The 21,505-nt window shown below is 35.9% G+C and carries 22 protein-coding genes and 1 pseudogene; 20 read left to right on the forward strand and 3 right to left on the reverse strand.

Going from position 1 to position 21,505, the window contains the following annotated elements; all coding sequences use genetic code 11:
* The first annotated feature begins 159 nt into the window (after window positions 1–159).
* From P164_RS06385 to P164_RS06420, 8 genes are all read left to right on the forward strand, one after another.
* Window positions 160–981 (forward strand): RteC domain-containing protein, encoded by an 822-nt coding sequence (locus P164_RS06385; protein ID WP_035899383.1) that lies wholly within the window; start codon window positions 160–162, stop codon window positions 979–981.
* Window positions 982–1,238: 257 nt separating this feature from the next.
* The gene (locus tag P164_RS06390; protein ID WP_028375609.1) at window positions 1,239–1,520 is read left to right on the forward strand and encodes a helix-turn-helix domain-containing protein; all 282 of its coding nucleotides are present in this window, start codon (window positions 1,239–1,241) and stop codon (window positions 1,518–1,520) included.
* 164 nt (window positions 1,521–1,684) lie between these two features.
* Window positions 1,685–2,197 carry a hypothetical protein gene (locus tag P164_RS06395; RefSeq protein ID WP_316930189.1) on the forward strand — a complete coding sequence of 171 codons (513 nt, stop codon included), beginning with the start codon at window positions 1,685–1,687 and terminating at the stop codon, window positions 2,195–2,197.
* Window positions 2,181–2,843, forward strand: a complete 663-nt coding sequence (locus P164_RS06400; protein ID WP_028375611.1) for an ATPase — start codon at window positions 2,181–2,183, stop codon at window positions 2,841–2,843. The genes P164_RS06395 and P164_RS06400 overlap by 17 nt, the downstream gene beginning before the upstream one ends.
* Before the next feature lies 1 nt (window position 2,844).
* Complete coding sequence (locus tag P164_RS06405) at window positions 2,845–3,966, forward strand: hypothetical protein (RefSeq protein ID WP_028375612.1); 1,122 nt, start codon at window positions 2,845–2,847, stop codon at window positions 3,964–3,966.
* A 158-nt stretch (window positions 3,967–4,124) separates the two neighbouring features.
* Window positions 4,125–7,091: a class I SAM-dependent DNA methyltransferase gene (locus P164_RS06410; RefSeq protein WP_028375613.1), complete on the forward strand. Its 2,967-nt coding sequence runs from the start codon at window positions 4,125–4,127 to the stop codon at window positions 7,089–7,091.
* Window positions 7,092–7,093: 2 nt separating this feature from the next.
* Complete coding sequence (locus P164_RS06415; RefSeq protein ID WP_028375614.1) at window positions 7,094–7,765, forward strand: hypothetical protein; 672 nt, start codon at window positions 7,094–7,096, stop codon at window positions 7,763–7,765.
* Between the two features lie 54 nt (window positions 7,766–7,819).
* The gene (locus P164_RS06420; protein ID WP_028375615.1) at window positions 7,820–8,989 is read left to right on the forward strand and encodes a HEPN-associated N-terminal domain-containing protein; all 1,170 of its coding nucleotides are present in this window, start codon (window positions 7,820–7,822) and stop codon (window positions 8,987–8,989) included.
* A gap of 47 nt (window positions 8,990–9,036) precedes the next feature.
* Here P164_RS06420 and P164_RS06425 read toward each other — a convergent pair whose 3' ends face one another.
* Window positions 9,037–9,684, reverse strand: coding sequence for an N-acetylmuramoyl-L-alanine amidase (locus P164_RS06425; protein WP_028375616.1), 648 nt, complete (start codon window positions 9,682–9,684; stop codon window positions 9,037–9,039).
* 172 nt (window positions 9,685–9,856) lie between these two features.
* On the opposite strand from P164_RS06425, the gene P164_RS06430 reads away from it, so the two are divergent.
* The 9 genes and pseudogenes from P164_RS06430 (at window position 9,857) to P164_RS06470 (ending at window position 17,108) form a co-directional block, all read left to right on the forward strand.
* Window positions 9,857–10,144 (forward strand): hypothetical protein, encoded by a 288-nt coding sequence (locus tag P164_RS06430; RefSeq protein WP_028375617.1) that lies wholly within the window; start codon window positions 9,857–9,859, stop codon window positions 10,142–10,144.
* A 37-nt stretch (window positions 10,145–10,181) separates the two neighbouring features.
* Window positions 10,182–10,475 carry a hypothetical protein gene (locus tag P164_RS06435; protein ID WP_028375618.1) on the forward strand — a complete coding sequence of 98 codons (294 nt, stop codon included), beginning with the start codon at window positions 10,182–10,184 and terminating at the stop codon, window positions 10,473–10,475.
* Window positions 10,453–12,854: pseudogene (locus tag P164_RS06440) on the forward strand (TraG family conjugative transposon ATPase). Before P164_RS06435 ends, P164_RS06440 begins: the two are co-directional and overlap by 23 nt.
* Window positions 12,855–12,858: 4 nt before the next feature.
* Entirely contained in the window at window positions 12,859–13,479 is a 621-nt protein-coding gene (locus P164_RS06445) for a hypothetical protein (RefSeq protein WP_051621259.1), read from the forward strand.
* A gap of 20 nt (window positions 13,480–13,499) precedes the next feature.
* The gene (locus tag P164_RS06450; protein ID WP_035899385.1) at window positions 13,500–14,324 is read left to right on the forward strand and encodes a hypothetical protein; all 825 of its coding nucleotides are present in this window, start codon (window positions 13,500–13,502) and stop codon (window positions 14,322–14,324) included.
* A 9-nt stretch (window positions 14,325–14,333) separates the two neighbouring features.
* Complete coding sequence (locus tag P164_RS06455) at window positions 14,334–14,948, forward strand: conjugal transfer protein TraK (RefSeq protein ID WP_028375621.1); 615 nt, start codon at window positions 14,334–14,336, stop codon at window positions 14,946–14,948.
* A 27-nt stretch (window positions 14,949–14,975) separates the two neighbouring features.
* Window positions 14,976–15,905 (forward strand): conjugative transposon protein TraM, encoded by a 930-nt coding sequence (gene traM, locus P164_RS06460; RefSeq protein WP_028375622.1) that lies wholly within the window; start codon window positions 14,976–14,978, stop codon window positions 15,903–15,905.
* The gene (locus tag P164_RS06465) at window positions 15,902–16,735 is read left to right on the forward strand and encodes a DUF4138 domain-containing protein (protein ID WP_028375623.1); all 834 of its coding nucleotides are present in this window, start codon (window positions 15,902–15,904) and stop codon (window positions 16,733–16,735) included. Before traM ends, P164_RS06465 begins: the two co-directional genes overlap by 4 nt.
* 7 nt (window positions 16,736–16,742) lie before the next feature.
* Complete coding sequence (locus tag P164_RS06470; RefSeq protein ID WP_028375624.1) at window positions 16,743–17,108, forward strand: hypothetical protein; 366 nt, start codon at window positions 16,743–16,745, stop codon at window positions 17,106–17,108.
* A gap of 18 nt (window positions 17,109–17,126) precedes the next feature.
* Here P164_RS06470 and P164_RS06475 read toward each other — a convergent pair whose 3' ends face one another.
* A complete protein-coding gene (locus P164_RS06475) occupies window positions 17,127–17,852 on the reverse strand; it encodes an SOS response-associated peptidase (protein WP_028375625.1) in 726 nt (241 codons plus the stop codon).
* A 97-nt stretch (window positions 17,853–17,949) separates the two neighbouring features.
* Here P164_RS06475 and P164_RS06480 point away from each other — a divergent pair, with 97 nt between their 5' ends.
* Genes P164_RS06480 through P164_RS06490 form a run of 3 tightly spaced genes read left to right on the forward strand, consistent with a single transcriptional unit; the run spans window position 17,950 to window position 19,889 of the window.
* Window positions 17,950–18,159, forward strand: coding sequence for a hypothetical protein (locus P164_RS06480; RefSeq protein ID WP_028375626.1), 210 nt, complete (start codon window positions 17,950–17,952; stop codon window positions 18,157–18,159).
* A 49-nt stretch (window positions 18,160–18,208) separates the two neighbouring features.
* Window positions 18,209–18,628 carry a LexA family protein gene (locus tag P164_RS06485; RefSeq protein WP_035899386.1) on the forward strand — a complete coding sequence of 140 codons (420 nt, stop codon included), beginning with the start codon at window positions 18,209–18,211 and terminating at the stop codon, window positions 18,626–18,628.
* 1 nt (window position 18,629) lies between these two features.
* Window positions 18,630–19,889 carry a Y-family DNA polymerase gene (locus tag P164_RS06490; RefSeq protein WP_028375628.1) on the forward strand — a complete coding sequence of 420 codons (1,260 nt, stop codon included), beginning with the start codon at window positions 18,630–18,632 and terminating at the stop codon, window positions 19,887–19,889.
* Window positions 19,890–19,920: 31 nt separating this feature from the next.
* Here P164_RS06490 and P164_RS06495 read toward each other — a convergent pair whose 3' ends face one another.
* Window positions 19,921–21,501: a type IV secretory system conjugative DNA transfer family protein gene (locus P164_RS06495; protein WP_028375629.1), complete on the reverse strand. Its 1,581-nt coding sequence runs from the start codon at window positions 21,499–21,501 to the stop codon at window positions 19,921–19,923.
* Window positions 21,502–21,505 lie beyond the last annotated feature (4 nt).

Raw genomic sequence — 21,505 nt, forward strand, 5'->3', positions numbered from 1 at the left:
GGGGTTGGCCTGTTTTTTTATTTACCCCTTTTGGAGATTCAATTTTATAAATATATACTACCTAAAGACTTCATATTTATAAATGGATGTAACAACCATTCTCAAAATCCTTTAAATCTCATCAAATCCTATTAATTTCTAGTTCTAAAGGGAGAAGTTATGGTATGCGACAAGCATTTAGAAGAATTTAAGAAAAAATTAAAAAAGCTTCAAAAGCAATACGCCTATCAGAAGGAACTTAACCAAATCTGTTTATCCTATGTTTCCGAATTTTTCAATCAATTAGAGCAGGACTTTAAAAGTAGACCTGATCTGGAGGAAGCAGAAGAGATCTACTTTTTTAAACATATAAAGCCCGTTGCTTTGGGTTATCATCTGTATTATCGATACCTTATTCAATTGGAACACGAAAAGCCGGTAAATACCCTTAAAACTCTAAAACGATATTACAAAGAGCTTTTGGATACACAGCATCAGTTTAAACTGCGTCATATAGGATTTGCTTATTATTTGAAATCAAAGCAGACCCATTTGGACCACATCTACTTTTTACGCCGGCAACCCCTCCCTTTTGATCCAGATGATCTTAGTGCGCACCTCAGTAGAAACTACAATACGCCCCGCGATTATTTAACTGCAAAGTTACGCAGCACTGACTTAATATCTGATTACCTCAGCGCCAGGCTTGATAAATTAACCCATACCCCTACTTCCTATGCTGACTCCCCGCATTTGAATTGGAGCGGCTCGCGTACCGATCTTATCGAACTCATTTATGCGCTCTACCATACCAAGGTCATTCATAAGGGTACAGCCGATATCATCGAAATAGCCCGGGCACTGGGAAGCTTTTTTGAACTAGATCCCGGTGATGTCTATAAGACCTTTTCCGAAATCAAATCCCGTAAAAAAAGCAGAACCAAATTCCTGGACGAGCTAGCCATGAATTTAAACTATGCGATGGACAAAGACGATCTCTAAATACCCCACTCCTGTTTACACCCGGAAAAATAAATTAGACCCTTTCTTGTGCTCTATATTTTTAGAGATTTCCTCAAATTAGTCTTTAAATAGTTGATTTTAAAGACTGTTAAAGTTTGACCGGAGCTCCGGTTTCCTTGGGAACAATCCTGCACAAATCCCCCCAAATTCGTAGAACGAAAGTCAAACCTTGATTGGGACTATCAATCAAAATGAGTTAATCCTGATAGTCCCTTTCTTTTAAAACACGTTCTACTATGCCAGCTACTATTATTACCTCAGATGATCTTAGGGAATTCAAACTTGAATTACTCGATGCCATTAAAAACTTACTATCAGAACAGTCAAAAGGAACACTTAAAAAATACCTCAAATCTTCAGAAGTGATGGATTTGCTTCAAGTAAGCCCCGGAACCTTACAAAACCTAAGAGTTAATAGAACCCTACCCTTTACCAAAGTTGGAGGAATTATTTACTACGATGCCGAAGAAATTCAAGCTGTACTAACAGCCAATCGAGTTGATCTCAAAACCGATTAGTATCTATGAACTACATAAGACACCTCAATGCTGTCTTCCAGCAATTTTCGATGGATTCCAGGTTGAACCCCACTCATATAAGCCTTTACGTAGCCTTATTTCAGTATTGGAACATCAACCGCTTTCGTGAAGTGTTTTTTATTAATCGTGAAGACGTCATGTCTATGGCTAAAATAGGCTCAAAAGCAACCTATCACCGTTGCCTAAAACAATTGCATCATTGGAAATACATATTCTATTTGCCTTCCCATAATCCTTATAAGGGCAGCCAGATAAAGATGCTCAAATTCAGTACAAGTACTGATATGACTTCTGATCCAAGTACTGGCACGAGTGATGAACAACTTTTGGGACAAGCATTAGTACCTAATACAAACAGTAAAAAACAAAAAGAAAACTATAGTAAACCTAAGCTACCCAAAAATGAAAATGAGGTTTTAGATTTTTTTAAAAACAAACATTGGTCACTGCTTGAGGGAAGTAAATTTTTCAATCATTATACCGCGATTGGATGGAAGATAGGAGGCAAAATAAAAATTGTGGATTGGAAGGCATCAGCCGAAAACTGGATGCTTAAAGCCGATGAAATAAAAAAAGAACAAAAAGTGACTGAAGTGTCTCAAAATCGGGACAACCTCAAAACCATTAACACTAAAAATTATGGACAACCCCTCTAAAATTATTGAAGGTGGCGTGGAATACTCGCTTGGGACGTTTGACGGGCAAAACGTGTATTACGATTTTGACAAGGTTCTGATTTATTTAAATGCCAAAGGCAAACTGCTTTTTAGTAATAAATTCAAAATCTATGATGAGGACACAAAAGTGATTCTTAAGCTTTGCCATTACTTCATCAAAGACAAAGAAAACTGCAGGAAAAACGGAATTGATCCGGATAAAGGAGTCTTGCTTTCGGGTCCCATAGGTTGTGGTAAAACCAGCCTAATGAAGCTATTAAAATACCTCGTTCCCTTGCAGCCTCCCTATTTAATAGCCCCTTGTCGCAACGTTGTATTTGGTTTTAACCATTTGGGTTATAAAACCATCGAGGATTTCGGTGATAGTGGCGCTGTGTGCTTTGACGATCTGGGTGTTGAACCTTTAGGTAGTCATTACAGTAGGGATTGTAACGTGATGGGCGAAGTGTTACTGTCTCGTTATGAGCTTTACCTAAAAACAAAATCAAAGATAAAAACCCACGCCACAACAAATCTAAATGCCGAGGAGCTTGAAGAACGTTACGGAAGCAGGGTGCGCAGCAGAATGCGGGAACTCTTTAACCTAATCCCTTTTGATAAAAACACAAACGATAAACGCAAATAACATGAAACTAGCCACTTTTAATATTCAAAACCTATTTCACAGAGATCGAAGCGCGATCCAAAAATCGTACAGTAAATGTGTTTCAGATTGGGTTGCTGAACTGGATTCGTTAATCAGAAAAAAAGATTACAGTTATAGTGATACCAATCGTATGCGCGAACTTTCCTTTTTGCTCGGTTTTGATAAATCGTATCAAACCCCTTATGCTGTGATGCGCAAAAGAGCAGGCTTTTTATTTTTAAAAGGAATGAATTATTCTAAAGAATTACAGTCCTGCGAATTGACCGATTGGAATGGATGGGTTGCCCTACAAACCATTCCCATTACTTCTGCAGCGATCAACCATAAGGCTCGGGTAATAGCAGAAGTTGATCCTGATATACTCGTATTACAAGAGATTGAAGACAAAGCTTCGCTGTCAGAATTCAATAGCCAACTACTGCCCGAATTCAATTGTAAACCCTTTGATGAATTGTTCGTTATTCAGGGGAATGATAAGACCGGAAAGGAGACGGGAATACTGACTAAAAATGGCTACAAAATCCTATCTGTAAAAAGTCATCAATACGACAGAGAATCTAACGGGGAATTACTGTTTCAAAATGACTTCTTAGAATATGAAATTCAAACCCCTGCAAAAAATAAAATCTATCTATTAGTTGCGCATTTGCAAGGCGACGCTAAAGACAAAGATTTTGCAGACCTAAAACGTAAAAAGCAAGCGCAACGCGTAGCTGAAGTCTATAACGTACACCGTTCAGAAGGAAAAAAAGATGTTGTCATTATGGGAACGCTCAACGCACCTTCCTATTGTCACTCCCTGGCTCCCCTTTTGGTAGATACCGACTTAAAAGACATCACCAAACACAGTCGCTTTAATGTGGATGTAGACAAAGGAACAGATGCTGCCTATTTTAGTTTAGGAGCCTATCGTATGGGCGTCAACATAAAACAAAAAGACTACCTCCTGCTCTCTCCTAATTTATTCTCTAAAGCAACATCTGGAGGGCTTAGTCGTAAAGCGGTATGGCCAGAAAAAAAACCGATGTGGTCAACCTATTCTACTATGCAAAATGCTAATGAGGCTGCTAGTGAGCATCCGGTGGTTTGGGGAGAATTATAATATTTATATTAAATTAATTATTGTCTCGCTTGCTACGGAGTATCCATTTTCATAATTAATTTTTTAGAGTTCATTTAATATGTACATAATAAATAGAACAGTTTTATTATCACAAATGCAGCGCTAAATTTTATCTTTGCAAGAAAATAAAAACTTTTTTGCAACTATCTCAAACTTTTAAAGAAGGTCTCGATTCTCTCGGTTTTAACCAAGAAAACAACGATTGTTTTTTTCTTACAGATGAATACAAGCAAATAGGTGATTTATCGGTAAAACTTCAACTTGAAAAAGCAATTAAGTTCGAGGCCTCGGCAGTTTTTTTTAGAAATGAAATTAATAAGCTTAAGGCTCAAATTTATATTTACGACTTTACTCATTGCGATACCGATGAGAACCATATGAGTAACATCCAAACAATGGTATGGAGTAATGGGGCTGTACCTATAGTATGTATCTTTTTTCGGACGGAAATAAAAATTCTCGATTGTACACAACATATTCAAGAAGACAATAAGCCCGTTTACCTAGCTAGTTTAAAGAATGTGGCCAAGGCACATCAACTTTATAATGAAAATTTTGCGGTTAAGATAAAAACAGGTACGTTTTGGGAAGAATCTAGTGTTAAAAGTAAATTTAAATTCAACGCTTCTTCTTATGATATCCTAATCCGATGGATAAGAGAAATAGCGAAACAAATTGCGTTATCAAATTACAAAGCAGATGAGCGAATAATAAAAAAAATTATTATTCAGTCAATAATGATTAAATATCTGGAGGAAAGAAAAGACCCAGACGGGAATAGCTCATTTAACCAAAAATATTTTCAAAAATATGGCAGTTGCCAAGAATTTGTTGACGTTTTATCTAATGGGAATTTTGTTGGTCTGTTAGATGATTTACAGCACGATCTAAATGGTAATCTTTTTGAGTGGAATTCTGAAGAAAAAAATCTCATTCCTACATTGAATTTAAACGGTCTTGTAGAAGCTTTAAAGGCTTATAAAAGACCAGAAGAGAGCCATAACCAAATTCTGGAACTTATTAGATATTACGAATTCAGCTATATTCCCGTAGAATTGATAAGTCGTATTTATGAAGAGTTTTTAGCAGGTGGCGATGATACTTTATTTAGCCAAAAAGAGAAAAAACAAAAAGATGGTATTTTTTACACACCGTCCCATCTTGCGCAGTTATTAGTTGATGAGATTATGCCATTAAATCAATATGGCAGTATTGACATCAAGACATTTACTATTTTGGACCCAGCTTGTGGGTCTGGAATTTTCCTTGTATTGGCATTTAAAAGGTTGGTGCAATGGTGGCGCTTACAGAACGACCTTAAACAACCAAATATTATAACCTTAAAGACTATTTTAGACTGTCTTTATGGCGTTGATAAAGAGTACCAGGCTACCAAACTTGCAGCCTTTAGTCTTTGTCTCGCACTTTGTGATGAACTTTCTCCTAAACAGATTATCAACGAATTAAAATTTAGTGACCTTACAGAAAATCAGATTTTACACTCTGACTTTTTTATAGAGCACTTATTAGTTAATGAAGATAAAGATTCTGAACAAAGAGCTGCCTTTAAGAAAATAAGTAAGAAGAAGTTTTCAAGAATTATTGGTAATCCACCTTTTGACCGTGGAGCTCTCAACTTATATAACAAAAAGTGGGAAAAAGAAAACATAGATGTTCCGCAAGGTCAAATTGCATTGAAGTTTTTATCTGAAGCTTTAGAATTTTTAGAGCCTGGTGGATTGCAATGTCTAATAATCAAATCTTCTAGTCTTCTTTACAATACAAGTTCAACGGAATTCAAGGAAAGGTTATTTTCAAATTATAATGTGCTTCAAGTACTTGATTTTACCCCTCTGGGGCGTAACAATAGTTTGTGGGATGGCGCTGATGTGGCTAGTGCAGCTATATTTCTACGTAATGAAAAACCTGATTTCAGTAAAAATATCTTGCATTTAATCTTTAGAAGAACTAAAGCAGTAAAAGAGCGTATCGTTTTTGAAGTAGATGAATATGATTTTCATTTTGTTAATAGGAACGATGCGATAAACAACCCATTCATTTGGAAAATTAACTTATTAGGTGGTGGTAGAATTGCAAGCTTGATAGCTAAATCAAAAGTGCTAAATACATTTGGAGAATATCTCAAAACAGAAGATTGTGTTTCGATGGAAGGCTATCAAAAGGGGTCTCGTGGCAAAATGCAACCAGACTATATGTACGAATTTAACACTTTGCCTACATCAGCTATTACATCAGGTGGAATTGATTATAAACAATTAGAATCAATTTCTGAAACTACGGTTTTTTCAAAAGTTCCTCCTAGGATGTTTTTTGAATATCCTAATGTAATTCTATGGGAAAATATGGGCACAGAAAAGCTGCCTGTTTTTTTGAACACCCAAAAGTCTTTTTCGTTTAAAGACAAAATAATATCCCTAAAATCTGAAACAAATAACTTAAAAGTTTTGCGGAGTATTGTTAAGAATTTCGAAAGAAACTCTGATTTCTATCGTTTTTTTATATTCTGTACAAGTAGTCAAGTATTAGTAAATCTAAATTCCGCAATACTGAAAAAGGACTATATGACTTTGCCATATGTTGAGTACAGGAAGGAGTTTTTCAGCCAAATAGATCTGAATATCATAGATGATGTTAACACTTATTATCAAGACTTTTTACGTCACGGTGAGCGTTCTGTAATCTTGGATAAACTTGAAGGTGAGGAATTTAAAAGTACAATTGAGTCATATGGTTTGGAATACTGTAAACTTCTTAATGATACACAGAATAACCAAATTCAAACTTTCAAAATGGATGAAGTCTGCGAGCTGTACGACAATACTTATATATGTGTAGTCTTTAAATATATCCCATCATCTTCAAAAAATGAGATAAGTTGGAAAAAAGATGTGTTTGAAGAGATTGAGTCGCTATCTAATTTCCAAATTTCTAATAGATTAAATTCCCAAAGGATTGTTCGGTACTATCATTCCGACAATACGATAGTTATAGTTAAACCAAATCAAAAAAGGTATTGGCTTTCTCACAAAGCCTATAGAGATGCTGATAAGACCTTATTTGATTTAGTAAAAAATCAAAATTAAGAATGGTAGTCGATGATTTTCCTGAAGAAAGCGCCAAAGCTTATTTTAGTATAGACCTATCTACGGAAGATATTCGTCGTAAGATTTTGGATAGTATTTCTAATACTGCAAAACCATTCGTTCATTCTATACATACACATAAAAATACCGATTGGAATGAGGATAGTTTAACCCAAGTTTTCATAGCACAAAACACAGTTCAATTACAAAAGCTTTCCACATCTTTAATGGTTGGTGCGCAATACAGAGATATCTATCATAAAACTAAAGGTATTCCTGACGTATTTTATTCGATGATTGAAGAAGGAAAAGACCATAAACCTTCTTTTGTAATGGAAGCTAAACGCTTGCCAACACCCTCAAGTACTCGTGAAAAAGAGTACGTTGTAGGTAAAACGGCAACAGGAAATCCCAATGGGGGAATCGAACGATTTAAATTAGGAAAACACGGTGCAGGTCATTCTCATTGTGGAATGTTAGCCTTTATAGAAAAAGAAGAATATCAATATTGGTTAAAAAACATTAATTCTTGGATAGCAGAATTATACCCTGTCTGGATTGAAAGTGAGTTGCTAAAACTACAAAAAAATTATACCCATCATTGTCAATACAAGTCAAAAGCGAAAAGGAAAAAAGATGAAGTTATTCTCGACCATTTTTGGATAAAAATCTAGAACAATGTGTTTGCACTTTAATCATTTAGTAATATTAAAAGATCCAAATTTAATATGACTTGGACAAAACGATTTCTTAACCCTGGTGACCCTGAAGAAGGGTATTATTTTGACATTGGAACTTTTGTCTGTCAAAACCACTTTTATGATGATTATTTAAATAACCATATACGGGAAAATGGTAAAAAAAATCAATGTTCCTATTGTGGTAAAAAGAGGATCGTCATAGAGTTGGAATCAGTTCTTGAAATATTAGCGAATGGTCTAGACTACATTTACGAAGACCCAGCTAATAGCCGATTTTTAGAGAAAGAGTCAGAATATGGTTATGGTGGGAATATAATGCCGTTTAGCGAGGTCTGGTGGGATGACCCCTTTGATTTAAGAATTGACGACGACCAACTACTTGAAGATGTTTATAGTCAATTAGAAACTGACCAATTGTATTGTAAAAGAGACGAATTTGGTTCTCAAGAGGATTTCCTTCACGACCTATGGAATCATTTTAAATTTGTTTTGAAACATAAAGCTCGCTTTGCCTTTCATTTTCCCAATTCATTCAAACAATGGAATTTATCTGACCCGGCAGATATACTTCATCAGGTTCAGTATGCTATTTTAAAGAATGATATGATAATTGAGCTTCCAGAAAACTCAAAGCTATATAGAACAAGACAGCATCAATTAAAAAATGACGTAACTGAAGCTTTGGATATTGCCTCATTGCCAAACTTTATGAATAAAACATCGGGTAGAATGAATGCCGCGGGAATCTCTTTATTTTATTGTAGCCAAAATAAAGAATTAACCATAAAAGAAGTAGTAAGTAAAAGGCGCACCTCATGCCCTTACTATACAACTGCAATATTCAAAAACAATATGAAATTGCGGCTTGTAGACCTAACAAGACTTCCTGATATACCTTCAATTTTCGATACAGAAAACAATCGATTTAGAGATATTATATTTTTTATGAAAACCTTTATGGAAGAAATTAGCCAACCCATAAAAAGTAAAAATTCTGTTCTTGAATATTTGCCTACGCAAGTAATAACAGAATATATGCGATATAATGCAGATTTAGATGTTCAAGGTATGGTATATTGGTCTTCCAAAAGTACTCTCAAAAAAAATATTGTTCTTTTTTATGATCACGAAGAATCCTTAAAAAAATTGAGTTTTGATGATTCCAGTATAAAGACTTATCTAGTTCGAGATTTATAAATGTTCTATACACTTTAATTAAAGTGTCTTTTAAAAATTTAACAATTTCAATCACTAACTCTCTCATAACCTTTTAAACTTTCCAATGTAACTAAAGCTAAAGCTTTTATTGATTCTGGCATTTGGTAATATTTGTAATTTTTCCAATTACTCAAAAACCCAATTTCCAGCAATACCGCCGGACAATAATCTACCGTCTCGCGAAGCACCTGAAAATTCGCAAATTTCACCCCTCTACTCTTATAACCAATTTGCTCCCTGAGCCCTTTCTGAAGTTGATACCCCAGAAAAATAGATTGCCTAATATGCTTACCATTATTTGCCACATATACTTCTATACCCCGGGCATTGGGGTTGCTGGAGTGATTGCAGTGCAACGAAATAAAAATATTAGCCCGAAGCTTCTTTGCCAGTACTCCCCTATCCTTTAATGAAATCAGTGTATCCGTATAGCGGGTTAAGTAGATCTCGTAAGTATTACTATATAGTTTTTTGTTCAGCCTTACCAGTTCTTTAGCGATATTGAGCACTACATCCTTCTCTTGAATTCCGTTAACTCCTAGTGCTCCAGAGTCACTCCCTCCGTGGCCGGGGTCAATAACAACTATGCTCTTATTAGAACCTTTCAACTGTCCATAACTAAATATTGGAACTACTAAAAGCATTAAGAACATCACCTCTTTTAATCGTTTCATATTCTTCTATTTGAATACAAATTTTTCAAAGAAACCAGACATTAAATAGGAATACGCTAAGGTTTAACAGGATTTCTCGTTAAAGTTTAGGGATATTCTGCCTGCTGCTTGTTTTCCTAATAGATTTCGCAAAACATTTTTACTAACCGCAGTTAAAGCAAAATCTATTCTTATGAAAAAATTTATTCTACTAGCAGTCGCAATGCTCCTGATCACCGTACCCAGCTTTGCGCAAATCGGAGGAATCGAAGATTCTGTTGATGACGTATCCAGTACCATCCGCACCGTATTCCCAATCATACTGGGAGTTATTTTTTTAGTCGGTTTCCTGTTCAATGCCGGGCATTTTTTTGGAGAAAATGCAGATCTCAAAAAGGGCATCACGCGCGTACTCGTCTTTGTTCTAATTGCAGGCGCGGTTGTGGGAATCTTCACCTACCTCATTGGTATTGTAGTCTAAGTCGCTAAGCGACGCTTGGCAATTAATACTTGGATTTATGAAAAAGTATGAAATCTATAAAAACATCAGGAAACGGGCGGTCATTTTCGGTCTGCCTGTTTCCTTATTTGCCTTAATGATGGCTTCAATAGTGATCTCACTTCTGGTCATCATCTTTTCCTTCAGCTTTGTAATGATCATCGGCATCATGATATTCAATGTTGTCTTATATGCCGCACTGACTCAAATCCTTCGAAATCCACAGCTGTTTCAAAAGCAAAACACGTTTCCAAAAATCATTAGTAACAAAAGAAACACCGACTTTGATTATGAAGAAGATTACTATTTCTAACCCGCAACCTATTGCAGATATTCAGGACCATGTTCTTTTTGCCAATACTGGTAACGTAGTGCTTTGTTATAAAGGGACACTCCCTGAAATCTATTCGCTTTCAGAAAAAGACTTTGAAGATCTGCATAGTGCCTGGTTTCAGGCCTTGAAATCACTTCCTGTAGGTACTGTCGTTCATAAACAGGATATCTATCTTAAAAAATCCTTTTCTTCAAAAGAATTACCCAATAATACATTCCTGGCAAAGGCTACTCACGATCATTTTAAAGGTCGGGAGTTTATTGAACACCGCTGTTTTTTATTCTTCACATTGACTAAAAACAAAGCTTTCAACAATCCTAAGTACGTCAATCCATTTCGAGATGTTTCTAAAAACAGGGTCCGGAAATTAGATGATGATCTTCAACATTTCATCAGTGCCGTAAGCGATTCGGTTTCCTTTATCAATAACAGTCGAAAGATGGAATTTATTCCACTTCAGGCACCAGAAATTCAGGACTTAACAACGCAGTATTTCAACGGGTTTAATGAAGGTTTTGAAACTGACATTCTTTTAGAAAAATCAGCTATAACTATTGGCGAAAATTACTTTGATACACTTGCTATAAATAGTGAGTTATGCTTTGGTGACACTGTTCAAAGCAGTAAAACCAATGAGCGCTTTACTTCAGATGATTTTGTTTTCCACCAGGGCTTTATCGATGGCCTGGGGCTAAATCTGAACGAGAACCACATCGTCAATCAAATACTATATCTCGATGACAAACAAAAATGGCGCAAGCTGCTTGATAAAAAAATTGAAGAACTCAACAAAAGTTCCAGTTTTGGCTCTCAAAATAAAGTAGTCCTTACCAAAATACAGCACATCCTAGATCAAATCAATGCTGACGATAATGCACGGGTAATACGTGGTCATTTCAATGTTATTTATTGGTCAAAAGATTCTAAAAAGCTTGATAGCATTACTTCAAAGATTAAGACCGAGTTTAAGGAACTCGATATTGTTCCCTATTACCCGCGTGGCGAAGAACGAAAAAATTACATCCTAAACAGCTTCTGTTGTTTTTCATCAAACTTTTCCAATCAGGATTTATATGTAACCGATTTAAAACACGCGCTCTGCTTATTTATAAATAATACCAATTATAAAAGCGATGACACCGGGATCATCTTTAACGACCGGGAACATAATATTCCGGTTCTGAAAGATGTGTGGGATGAACGTAAAAAGCGCATAAAAGCTAGAAACTTTGCCATCTTCGCCCTACCGGAGAAGGCAAATCTTTCTTAGCTAATAATATTTTGCGTCAATATTTTGAAGATGGTGTTCGATTGGTCATTATAGATCTCGGTGGATCGTATACTAAGTTTGCTAAGCTCTATCCTGAAAAGTATACGGTGCTTCGCTATGAAACCGGAAAGAATCTCGGCATCAATCCCTTTTACATAACTAATCAAAACGATCTAACCCCAGAACGCCTGGAAGATCTGGCTGTATTTCTGTTTGAATTGTTTGCTTCAGATAAAAAAATCACCAAGGCACAGTCGGTTTCGGTTAAAAAAATCTTGCGCCATTACTATGAGAACACTCCCGAAAATCATTCCCTAAACGGATTTTACGCCTATATAGAAGCGCACCAAAAAAACCTTTTGAGCTTGCTTAAAATCCATCCCGATTACTTTAATGTGACGCGCTTTTTGCATGTGATGTCAGAGTATGTCGGCGATGGTCTATATAGTTTTCTTTTTGAGGTCAGCGAAGATCAGACTTACAAAATCGAAGATAAACGCCTGATTGTTTTTGAACTGGATGAAGTCAAGGATAATAAAGAAATACTTTCCGTGATGTTGAAGCTGATTAAATCAGCTATTCAAAGAACCATTTGGAAAAACAGAGCTGAAAAAGGCATCATTCTCTTTGATGAGTTTGCCAAGCAATTAAAGTTTGAAAACGTACTGGAAAGCGTAGAGTTTTATTATCAAGCTATTCGGAAACAAAACGGGGCTATTGGAATTATTTTACAATCTATCAATCAACTGCCCCATAATGCTACATCGGCTAGCATACTCGAAAATACGCAAGTTATCTACAGTCTGAATAACGAAAAAGGGTATGAAGAATTAGTCAAGAGACTCAACCTATCGAGCCACGATCTGAACCAATTAAAATCTATTAAAAACAATCTTTTAGGACCTCGTAAATACACGGAGATGTTCATCAAGATCGGTAAGGAAAGTAACATTTTTCGTCTTGAGGTACCCAAGGAAGTGTATGCAGCATATCTAACTGACGGGAAAGAAAATGAGGTCATTATGGCTATTTACGAAAAGACCAAGGATATGGAATTGGCAATTAAGGAATTCACATTTAAAACCTAAAACTATGAAATCGAATATTCACGAATACCAAAAAAAGTATACCGCAAGAAGTAAAACAAACATTTTAGTAATTGCTGTGGTATTAACCTTTTTAATACCTGCACGTGGTATGTGTCAAGGGATGCCGGTATATGATAACACCAATTTTGTGAGCCTGGTAAAATCGCTACTTGAATCTGCCAAGCAAACCAGTCAGCTTCTAAAAACTGTCGAATTTCTTAAAAAGCAAAAAGAGAATCTTGAAAAAGTAAATCAAGTAGTTAAGCAATTAAAGGCAGTACGCGAAATTGGTAGAAATTACAACCGCCTCATCCGGGTTATTGAAACTGATTTGAGAGCTATTCTAGACTCGCCATACATTAAACCCCAAGAGGTTACCAAAGTATCCCAGTCATTTAATGCAATTGTGGAGCAATCCTTAGAAACTATGAATTACATCGATGAGATCTTATCGAGCGATTATTTGAAAATGTCTGATGCAGACCGGGCACAAGTGCTTCAAGCAAGAGAGCAGCAATCTCAGGAAATGGTTTCAAACATCACCATTAGAACCAAAAGGTATAAAGACATTATTTCCTTCAGAAAAATGCAGGACAAAGTCAATAACCGGGAAACGAATTATTAAACGATAGCGCCATCATTGCAATGGGTATAGGATTAGAATATATCGACACACTTTTTCAAACGATCCAAAACAGCGCGTTCTCTCAATATACTATTGGAGGAATGAAAACACTTGCAGTTCTGTTTTTTCTGGTAAACATACTTAAAAAGTACAATGAGGGTATTGCAGATAAGGACGGCTATTCGTGGGGATTGAGCCCGGGTGAACTGGCTAAAAACTTCGCGGTCATACTTATCGTTATTTTCTCAACTCAAATCTTAGGCTTCTTTGATGCCATACTTGTTGCTGTAGAAAGTCAGTATCGGGATACGGCTCCTGCCCTGCTTCCATTGCAAATGCAGGAATTACCACTTGAAGAAGACGTAAGCCTATTAGATGCCGCCAGTAGGGCTATGACCTTGCTTTACGAGGCATTGATTACCCCACTTTACGGGTTTAAAATCTTTGCCTTTGTAATAAGCATATTTCTGTGGATTCTTGATTTGTTTATTTATCCGCTATTCCTTGCAGAACGCTTTTTCCTTTTAGGAATCATGCAGGCCTTTTTTCCACTGGTGATCAGCCTGGCAGTATTTGAAAAGTTTCGTTCTCTGGCCTATAATTTTTTCAAGTTGTACGCTGCCGTGTATATGCTTGTTCCTGCTTTCTTTTTAGTCAATGTCTTTGTAAATGCAATTTACACCGAGATCAATACCAATTTTTGGACAAACCTTTTCGGTACTGAATTCGGTCAGGGATTTTTTGCTCCGGTTGTTCAGCTCGGCTCTGTAGGCTTTATTGTCTTTCTCAAATTCAAACTTTATAGAAAAGCGATCTCTTTCACGCTTCGATTATTCACCAATTAAAACTATAAAATGAAAACACCATACTCCAGTATTTATAAAGTCCTTCATTTAAACCGGCTCGTTGTTATCGCATTAATTGTGTTTGCGACACTATCCAGTTGCTTTTCGGTTTGGATTGCTCACAACATTAATAACAAAGCATTGAACAGTGCTTTTGCAATTAACACAGACGGCTCCATAATCCCACTGAAACTTGTCAATCAAAAAGAGAATTTTAAAGTCGAAGCCCTGGCACATTTAGAATTGTTTCATTCCTATTTCTATAACATCGATGCCAGTAATTATGAAAAGAATTTAGAAAAGGCATTGTGGCTGGGTAACAATTCTGTAGATAATCTGTACCGTCAGAAAAAAGCGGACGGCGTTTATAATCGCCTAATTCAGTATTCCCTTGTACAACGGGTTTTAAGCATAGATTCTCAAATAGACGAACAAAATGGAGAACAAACATTTAGAACGGTAACGGTTTTTGAAATTAATCGAGGATCAACTATTGACACCTATGAACTGGTTTCAACCGGTAATCTAATTCTTGTAGACCGCAACTTTCCCAAAAATCCACACGGACTTTTAATTACCAATTATTTTGAAAAATCGCTTAAAAAACTAACTGATAAAAATTAATAACCGGCATTACTAAAAATAACAATTATGAAAGTAGAAAAAAACAAAATTGTAGTTGCCGCGGTACTTGCCACGGTAATTCTATTCCTGATTTCCTATTCTGTTATGATACTGGGCGCTGATGATACGGAGACCGAAAACCTCAAACAAACATTGATACCCAAGCTAGATGAACAACAGAAAGAATATAAATCTAAGCTCGATGCCATTAATGATCTAAAAGAAGTACGAGAGACCAATGCTCCCAGTATTTATGATGAAAAAAATATTGACTCTCTGGGTTTTTATGATGCCGATCTTCCTGAAAAAGAAAAGGAACGAATCATCGACAGTATCTACACCGCCGGGCGTATCAACTATTCAGAAAACACTTTTGAAAATCTAGGAACACGAAAAAAAGAGGGTCCAAAAATTTTAAAACTGGATTCTATAGAATTTAAAGCCGAACGTAAAATAGAAACCAAAGAGATGGGATTAGAACACCAGCTGTTCTTCGCATCTGCTCCACAACAAAGTCAAGCTACAACGTCAGGCAATACCGATTTAACGATCTACGCTGTAGTTGACGGAGATCAAGTTGTTAAGGCCAATTCCCGATTGCGTATGCGATTGACTCAAGATGCAGCCATCAACGGAACGGTAATTCCTAAAAACACTCCTCTTTTTGGCTTTATCAGCTTTCAACCCAACCGGGCCCTGATTACTATCGAAAACATTGATCATCAATCAACAAATTTACAAGCCTTCGATTTTCAAGATGGCAGCGCAGGAATCTATGTTGAAAATAATTTTAGAGCAGAGGCCACAAACGAAGTATTAGATAATATCCTACAGGACATTAATATCCCCAGTGTTCCTCAAGTAGGTGGTATTAGCCAGATCCTACGACGAAATAATAGAAACGTCAAGGTCACTATTTTAAATAATTACAAACTAATTCTAAAGCCAAAACGATGAAAACTTTACCCGTACTAATTGCCTTATTAATTTCATTCTTCTGCAGTGCTCAACAACAGCCTTTAACGCTGGATACCATATATGCGAACGATCAAAAAAATGTAGCCTTATTTTTCCCGTCTCCCATACGTCAAGGGATTACAGGTTCAGAGAATTTTGTATTCACCTACAATCGAGAAAAACAACAGTATTTTGGTCTGCTGCAAGCAAAGCCTGGCATCGAAAGTAATCTACTGGTATTCAGCAGTACAGGTTCTATTTTTTCGTATATTGTATGTTATAAAAAGGAACTCAATAAGCTTACGTATTTTATTAAAGAATCCAGCAGTATAGGAAATGAAAACCCAAAATTTTTAGATTCGCTTGATTTAATTAAGCCCGAAAATCCTGTAGCAGACAACGATGCTTATTATAGAAGAGCTTGCTCCTACTTGTTAAATCAAGATGTCAAAATTGGAAGAATTAAAAATCGTAATGCAGGTATTCGTCTTAGTGTAGAAAATATAGTGTTTGATAAAGAAGAGCTCTATTTCGTGATCCAGATTGAAAACAAATCTTCATTAGATTATGATTTAAATTTTTTAAAGTTGGCAATTCAAACACGACAAAAAGGAACCAGAAAATCAGTACAACGCTCGTATAAGGAACCGCTATTTATCTGTAAGCTACCGGAGCGGATAGCAGCAAATGAAACCGTAAAACTGGTTTATGTGATGCCTAAATTCTCCTTAAGCGACGACCGCAAAGTCCTCTTATCGCTTAATGAGCAAAATGGGGAGCGAAACGTAGAACTTGTTGTTTCTCACAAATACATTAATAATCCAAACTAAAACCCTTATGAAAAATCTAATCGTTTATACATTCCTACTGCTGTTTTTAAGTTGTGGGATCAACGAGGAATCTAAACCTTCAAAAACTGCTCAAATTGTTGCCGAAAGCTTTTATCAAGGTGATGAAACTACGCTTAAAGAATATACTACTGAAGAAGGCTATGCTAACTTTAAAATCCTAATAGCTATGTTCGCCAAAAGCAAGAATACCGACTCTGATTTTAAAGTACTTGAAGAAACTGTAGAAGGCCAAGTAGCCTGGGTAAAGTACTCCACTTCCTACGATAAAACACCTGGTATTTTTAAACTGTTAAATGAAAATGGAGTTTGGAAAGTTACAGCTAGAAGGCCTGGGGAGAAGCTTCCTTTTTAATTGTAGTATTTATGTATATTAAAATAAAGATGGTCTATTTTCGTCTAGTTCAGGATCTATAGGCGTCACAGGTTTAAGTATTTCGGGATTGTCAGTATCTACACCGCGTTTGTAAATAGCATTAGACACCGGGAACGTTTTAAAAGTGGAATTAGTAAATCCTGTTTTCATCAACTCATTAACCTGATTTTGATTGAGAGTAGGATCGATCCAGTTTTCAGTAAATTGATCGTCCAGAACTAATGGCATTCTTTTCTTCTCATTGTGAATCTTCTCAAACAAGTCATTTGCCGGAACAGTTATGATCGTAGTAGTGAAAAGTTCGTCATCTATCGGAGTGAATAAACCCGCAAACATAAATAGCTTATGCCCTTCTAAAGTACAGTAATACGGTTGAGATTTTTTATTATAGTGATGTGGCTCAAAAAAACCATCTGCCAATATGAGACATCGCATTGATTCTGCACTCTCTTTGTAGGTGTTGCTTTTAAAAATACTTTCACTACGCGCGTTAAGTGTGTTGTATTTAAAACCTGCTTGATCATCAAAAGCAAACCTTGGAATTAGCCCCCAATTAGCAGGGTATATAAGTTTTGGATCATCCTGAGTAATTATATGCAAATTCGTTTGGCCGAAATCACTTATAGAATAGTACTTTTGATATTCTAAGGGAATAGCAAACTCACACTTAGTTACTTTTTGAATTTCGATTCCTGATTTGGTTAGGATTGTTACGGAGCACATAACGCAATACATTTATATCTAAACTTATTAAATTGAATCTATTATAAGCGATACAAGTAGTTAGTAGCATTATAATTTGGCTAACAACTACTACTTAATGGCAGAAATTAGACTAATAGAAGGTGATATTAGTTTTAAGGTTTATGAAATCAACTATAAAGATTCTTACTATTTAATTTGTATTTGTGATCGCAATCATAACTATAAGGGTGACGCTCATCAATTTGTCTTCAGAAATAAATCTAAAAAATTTGCATTAAATCTTTGTTGGAAAAAACTGATTGAACCGAGTCTAGCCAACTCTTAAATCTTGTAATTTTGGACAAATTCCTATTAAATGGAAAATATCCAATTTTATGATTTTAAATATTTTTACTCCATTACTAAAACTTTCTCTCAAAATTCCTTTTATAGCAGGTCTTTCTTGCGGTTTTCCCTCTCCTGCAGATGATCACTTAGACGAAGGAATCGATTTAAATTCAGCTTATATAAAAAATAAAGATGCTACTTTTTTCGGGCGTGTAAAAGGAGATTCTATGAGTGGTGCTGGTCTATCTGATGGTGATCTATTAATTATCAATAAGAGTCTCGAGCCTAGAGATGGTAAAATAGCCGTATGCTTTATTGATGGTGAATTTACGGTCAAGCGTATTAAAATTCAAAAAGATATCATCTGGCTAATCGCAGAAAATGAAAAGTATAAACCAATTAAGGTTACGGCAGATAATGAATTCTTAATTTGGGGAGTTGTGACTAATGTGATTAAAGATCTTTGATATGTTTGCATTAGTTGACTGTAATAACTTTTACGCTAGCTGTGAACGTGTTTTCAAACCCGATCTCAATTACAAACCCCTTGTAGTTCTTTCTAATAATGACGGATGCGTAATAGCCAGAAGTAACGAGGCTAAAGCTTTGGGGATTCCTATGGGTGCACCAGCTTTTCAAATTAAGCAGGATATTCTTAAACATAAGGTTCACGTGTATTCCTCAAATTACGCAATGTACGGAGATATGAGTGCTCGTGTAATGAATATACTTTCCGATTTTTCTCCGGAAATGGAAGTTTATTCTATTGATGAAATATTTCTAAAACTTTCAGGTTTTGACCGCTTTGATTTGACTACTTACGGTATCCAAATGATTGATGTTGTTAAACGCAGTACCGGCATACCCATAAGCGTGGGGATTGCTCCTACGAAATCTTTAGCTAAAGTTGCAAATAAGATTGCTAAAAAGTTCCCAGAGCGCACTAAAGGCACGTATGTGATAGACAACAATGAAAAAATAGAAAAAGCTCTTAAGTGGACGAAAATTGGAGATGTCTGGGGCATTGGGAGACAGTACCAAAAGAAGCTCCAAAATATACAGATTTTAAATGCCTGGCAATTTACGCAGCTTCCAAATGAGTATGTACGTAAAGAAATGAGTATTGTGGGGCTTAGACTTCAAAGAGACCTTTCTGGTGAATCCACTTTAGATTTGGAGGAAGTAGCTAAAAAGAAAAATATAGCGGTAACTCGATCATTTGAAAAAATGTATTCGGACTATGAAGATATACAGGAACGTCTTGCGACTTATGCCGGAAAAATAAGTTACAAATTACGCAAACAAAAAAGCAATTGTAACGTTGCCTATATCTTCTTAAACACAAACAGACACCGAGACGACTTACCTCAATATGGAAATGGAATAACTGTACAAATGCCCTATGAGACCAATTCCACCTTTGTAATTACAAAAGCGGTAATGACGGGTTTGAAACGAATCTACAAGAACGGTTTTCAATATAAAAAAGCTGGAATCATCGTGATGGGATTAACTCCCGATACGCAAAAGCAACTCTCTTTTTTCTATCACGAAGATCCCAGACATAAAATCTTAATGCAAACTATAGACCGATTAAATAAAAATTGTTTTGATCAGGTTAAGTTTGGTGCTCAAGATTTAAAAAAGGTCTGGAAGATGCAGCAGAATCATTTGTCCAAACGGTATACTACAAGGTTAAGTGAGGTAATTGAGGTAAAGTGTTTATAACCTATTATTTAAGGAATGAATTGTATTAATTTTAGTTAAATATCGATTGAATATCTAAATAAATTTTTTCAAAATTTTCCTCTAAATCGGCTTTAGAAAACTCCCTGGATTCTTGAGGAATAGTCCTTTCAATCTTCGATAATTTAAACTGTACTTTTTTGTCCGTTCCATCCGCATAGGTCACAAACTCACCCTGTTTTAAACGAAAGAATACATCGGCTCTAATTTTAGGGATTTCTTTCTCTCCTGTAGTAATTTGGGTATCAAAATCAAGATTGTGCCCACGGCTAACGCTTTTGGTTGGGTCTTTAATAATTTCAAAAAAGCGTTCGTAATATTTGGCGGTATCCGGGTCATTTACCTTGCCAAAAAATTGATAAGACAGATTACTCAATATCGCTTTACTCGCCTTGTCACCATACATCATATCGTTCTGTATCTTATCCTGCATCACATAAACTGTTGAGATATTATAACTGCGCAATGTTGCCGGAATACGGTGCATATTCAATAAGCGAATGGTGGGTGCTTCTTCCATTAAGAGAAAGGAAGGCTTTGAATTGCGAACACTCATTTGTTTTGTTATGGTATGAATAATTGTGGCTATTACAGGAGAATACGAAGTCTCAAATTTGGGGTTATTCACCACGGATATCACCGCAGGATTCTCAGCAGAATTAATATTTAAAGGCACTTCATCTGCAGACAAAACCATAAAAATGCGTTGGGTACTGATGCGTTTTAAGGCATTTGCTAAAGTGCTTTTTACACCAGCAGTTTGCCTTTCAGAATCTTTACCGCTAATAAACGCATCTGCCATAGCTCTGGATGTCATATTGGTCTCCAGAAACTGAACCAGACTATCCGTATCGAGATATTGATAAATAGCGATTAAATGCGGGAGTGTACAAAACTGGGGATACGAAGTTTTTAACTTCCAAATCAATCCACCAATCAATCCTTCGGCGGCATCTGTAAAGAATTTGGTTGTTCCCGTAGCACCGGATTCTCGTTGTTCTAAAAGGTTTTCAATCAATACCCGTGACACCTCGTTTACGCTTTCCTCGTTCTCTAAATAGCCTGGTGCGATAGGATTTACCCTATGAATAATTTTATCGAAGGAAATGACTTTAAATGGGATCTCACTATTTTTGAAAAGCGGGTATGCCATTTCGGTGATTTCAAAATCTTTATAGTCGTGAATCACTCCACAGAAATTATACTTCTCAAAATGTTTTAGAAAACCATAAACTACGCTTTCGGTCTTTCCACTTCCTGCAGAACCAATGATGGATGCTCCCCGTTTAATATTATCAATCTTAAAATTACCGGTATTTGTTTTGAAATTGACCTGATATTCCACATCTGCTCTTTTAACCCCATTAACCTTGTGTAGAAAAACATATAAAACCGTATTTATTAATAGTAAAGGGCATATCAAATAAAGTAAACCTGGTATTAATTGGTTAGCATTTAAAATCAATATTGATAGCGAAATAATGCCAAGTAGATTTAAGATAAAGGCATATTTGGTAAGTCGATTTAGGATATAAAAAACAAAGCTGATTAAAAAGATAAAAAATAGGATGTGATACAGATTGTAGATTTCCATAGCG

The organism is Leeuwenhoekiella sp. MAR_2009_132 (genome assembly GCF_000687915.1).
Lineage (GTDB): Bacteria > Bacteroidota > Bacteroidia > Flavobacteriales > Flavobacteriaceae > Leeuwenhoekiella.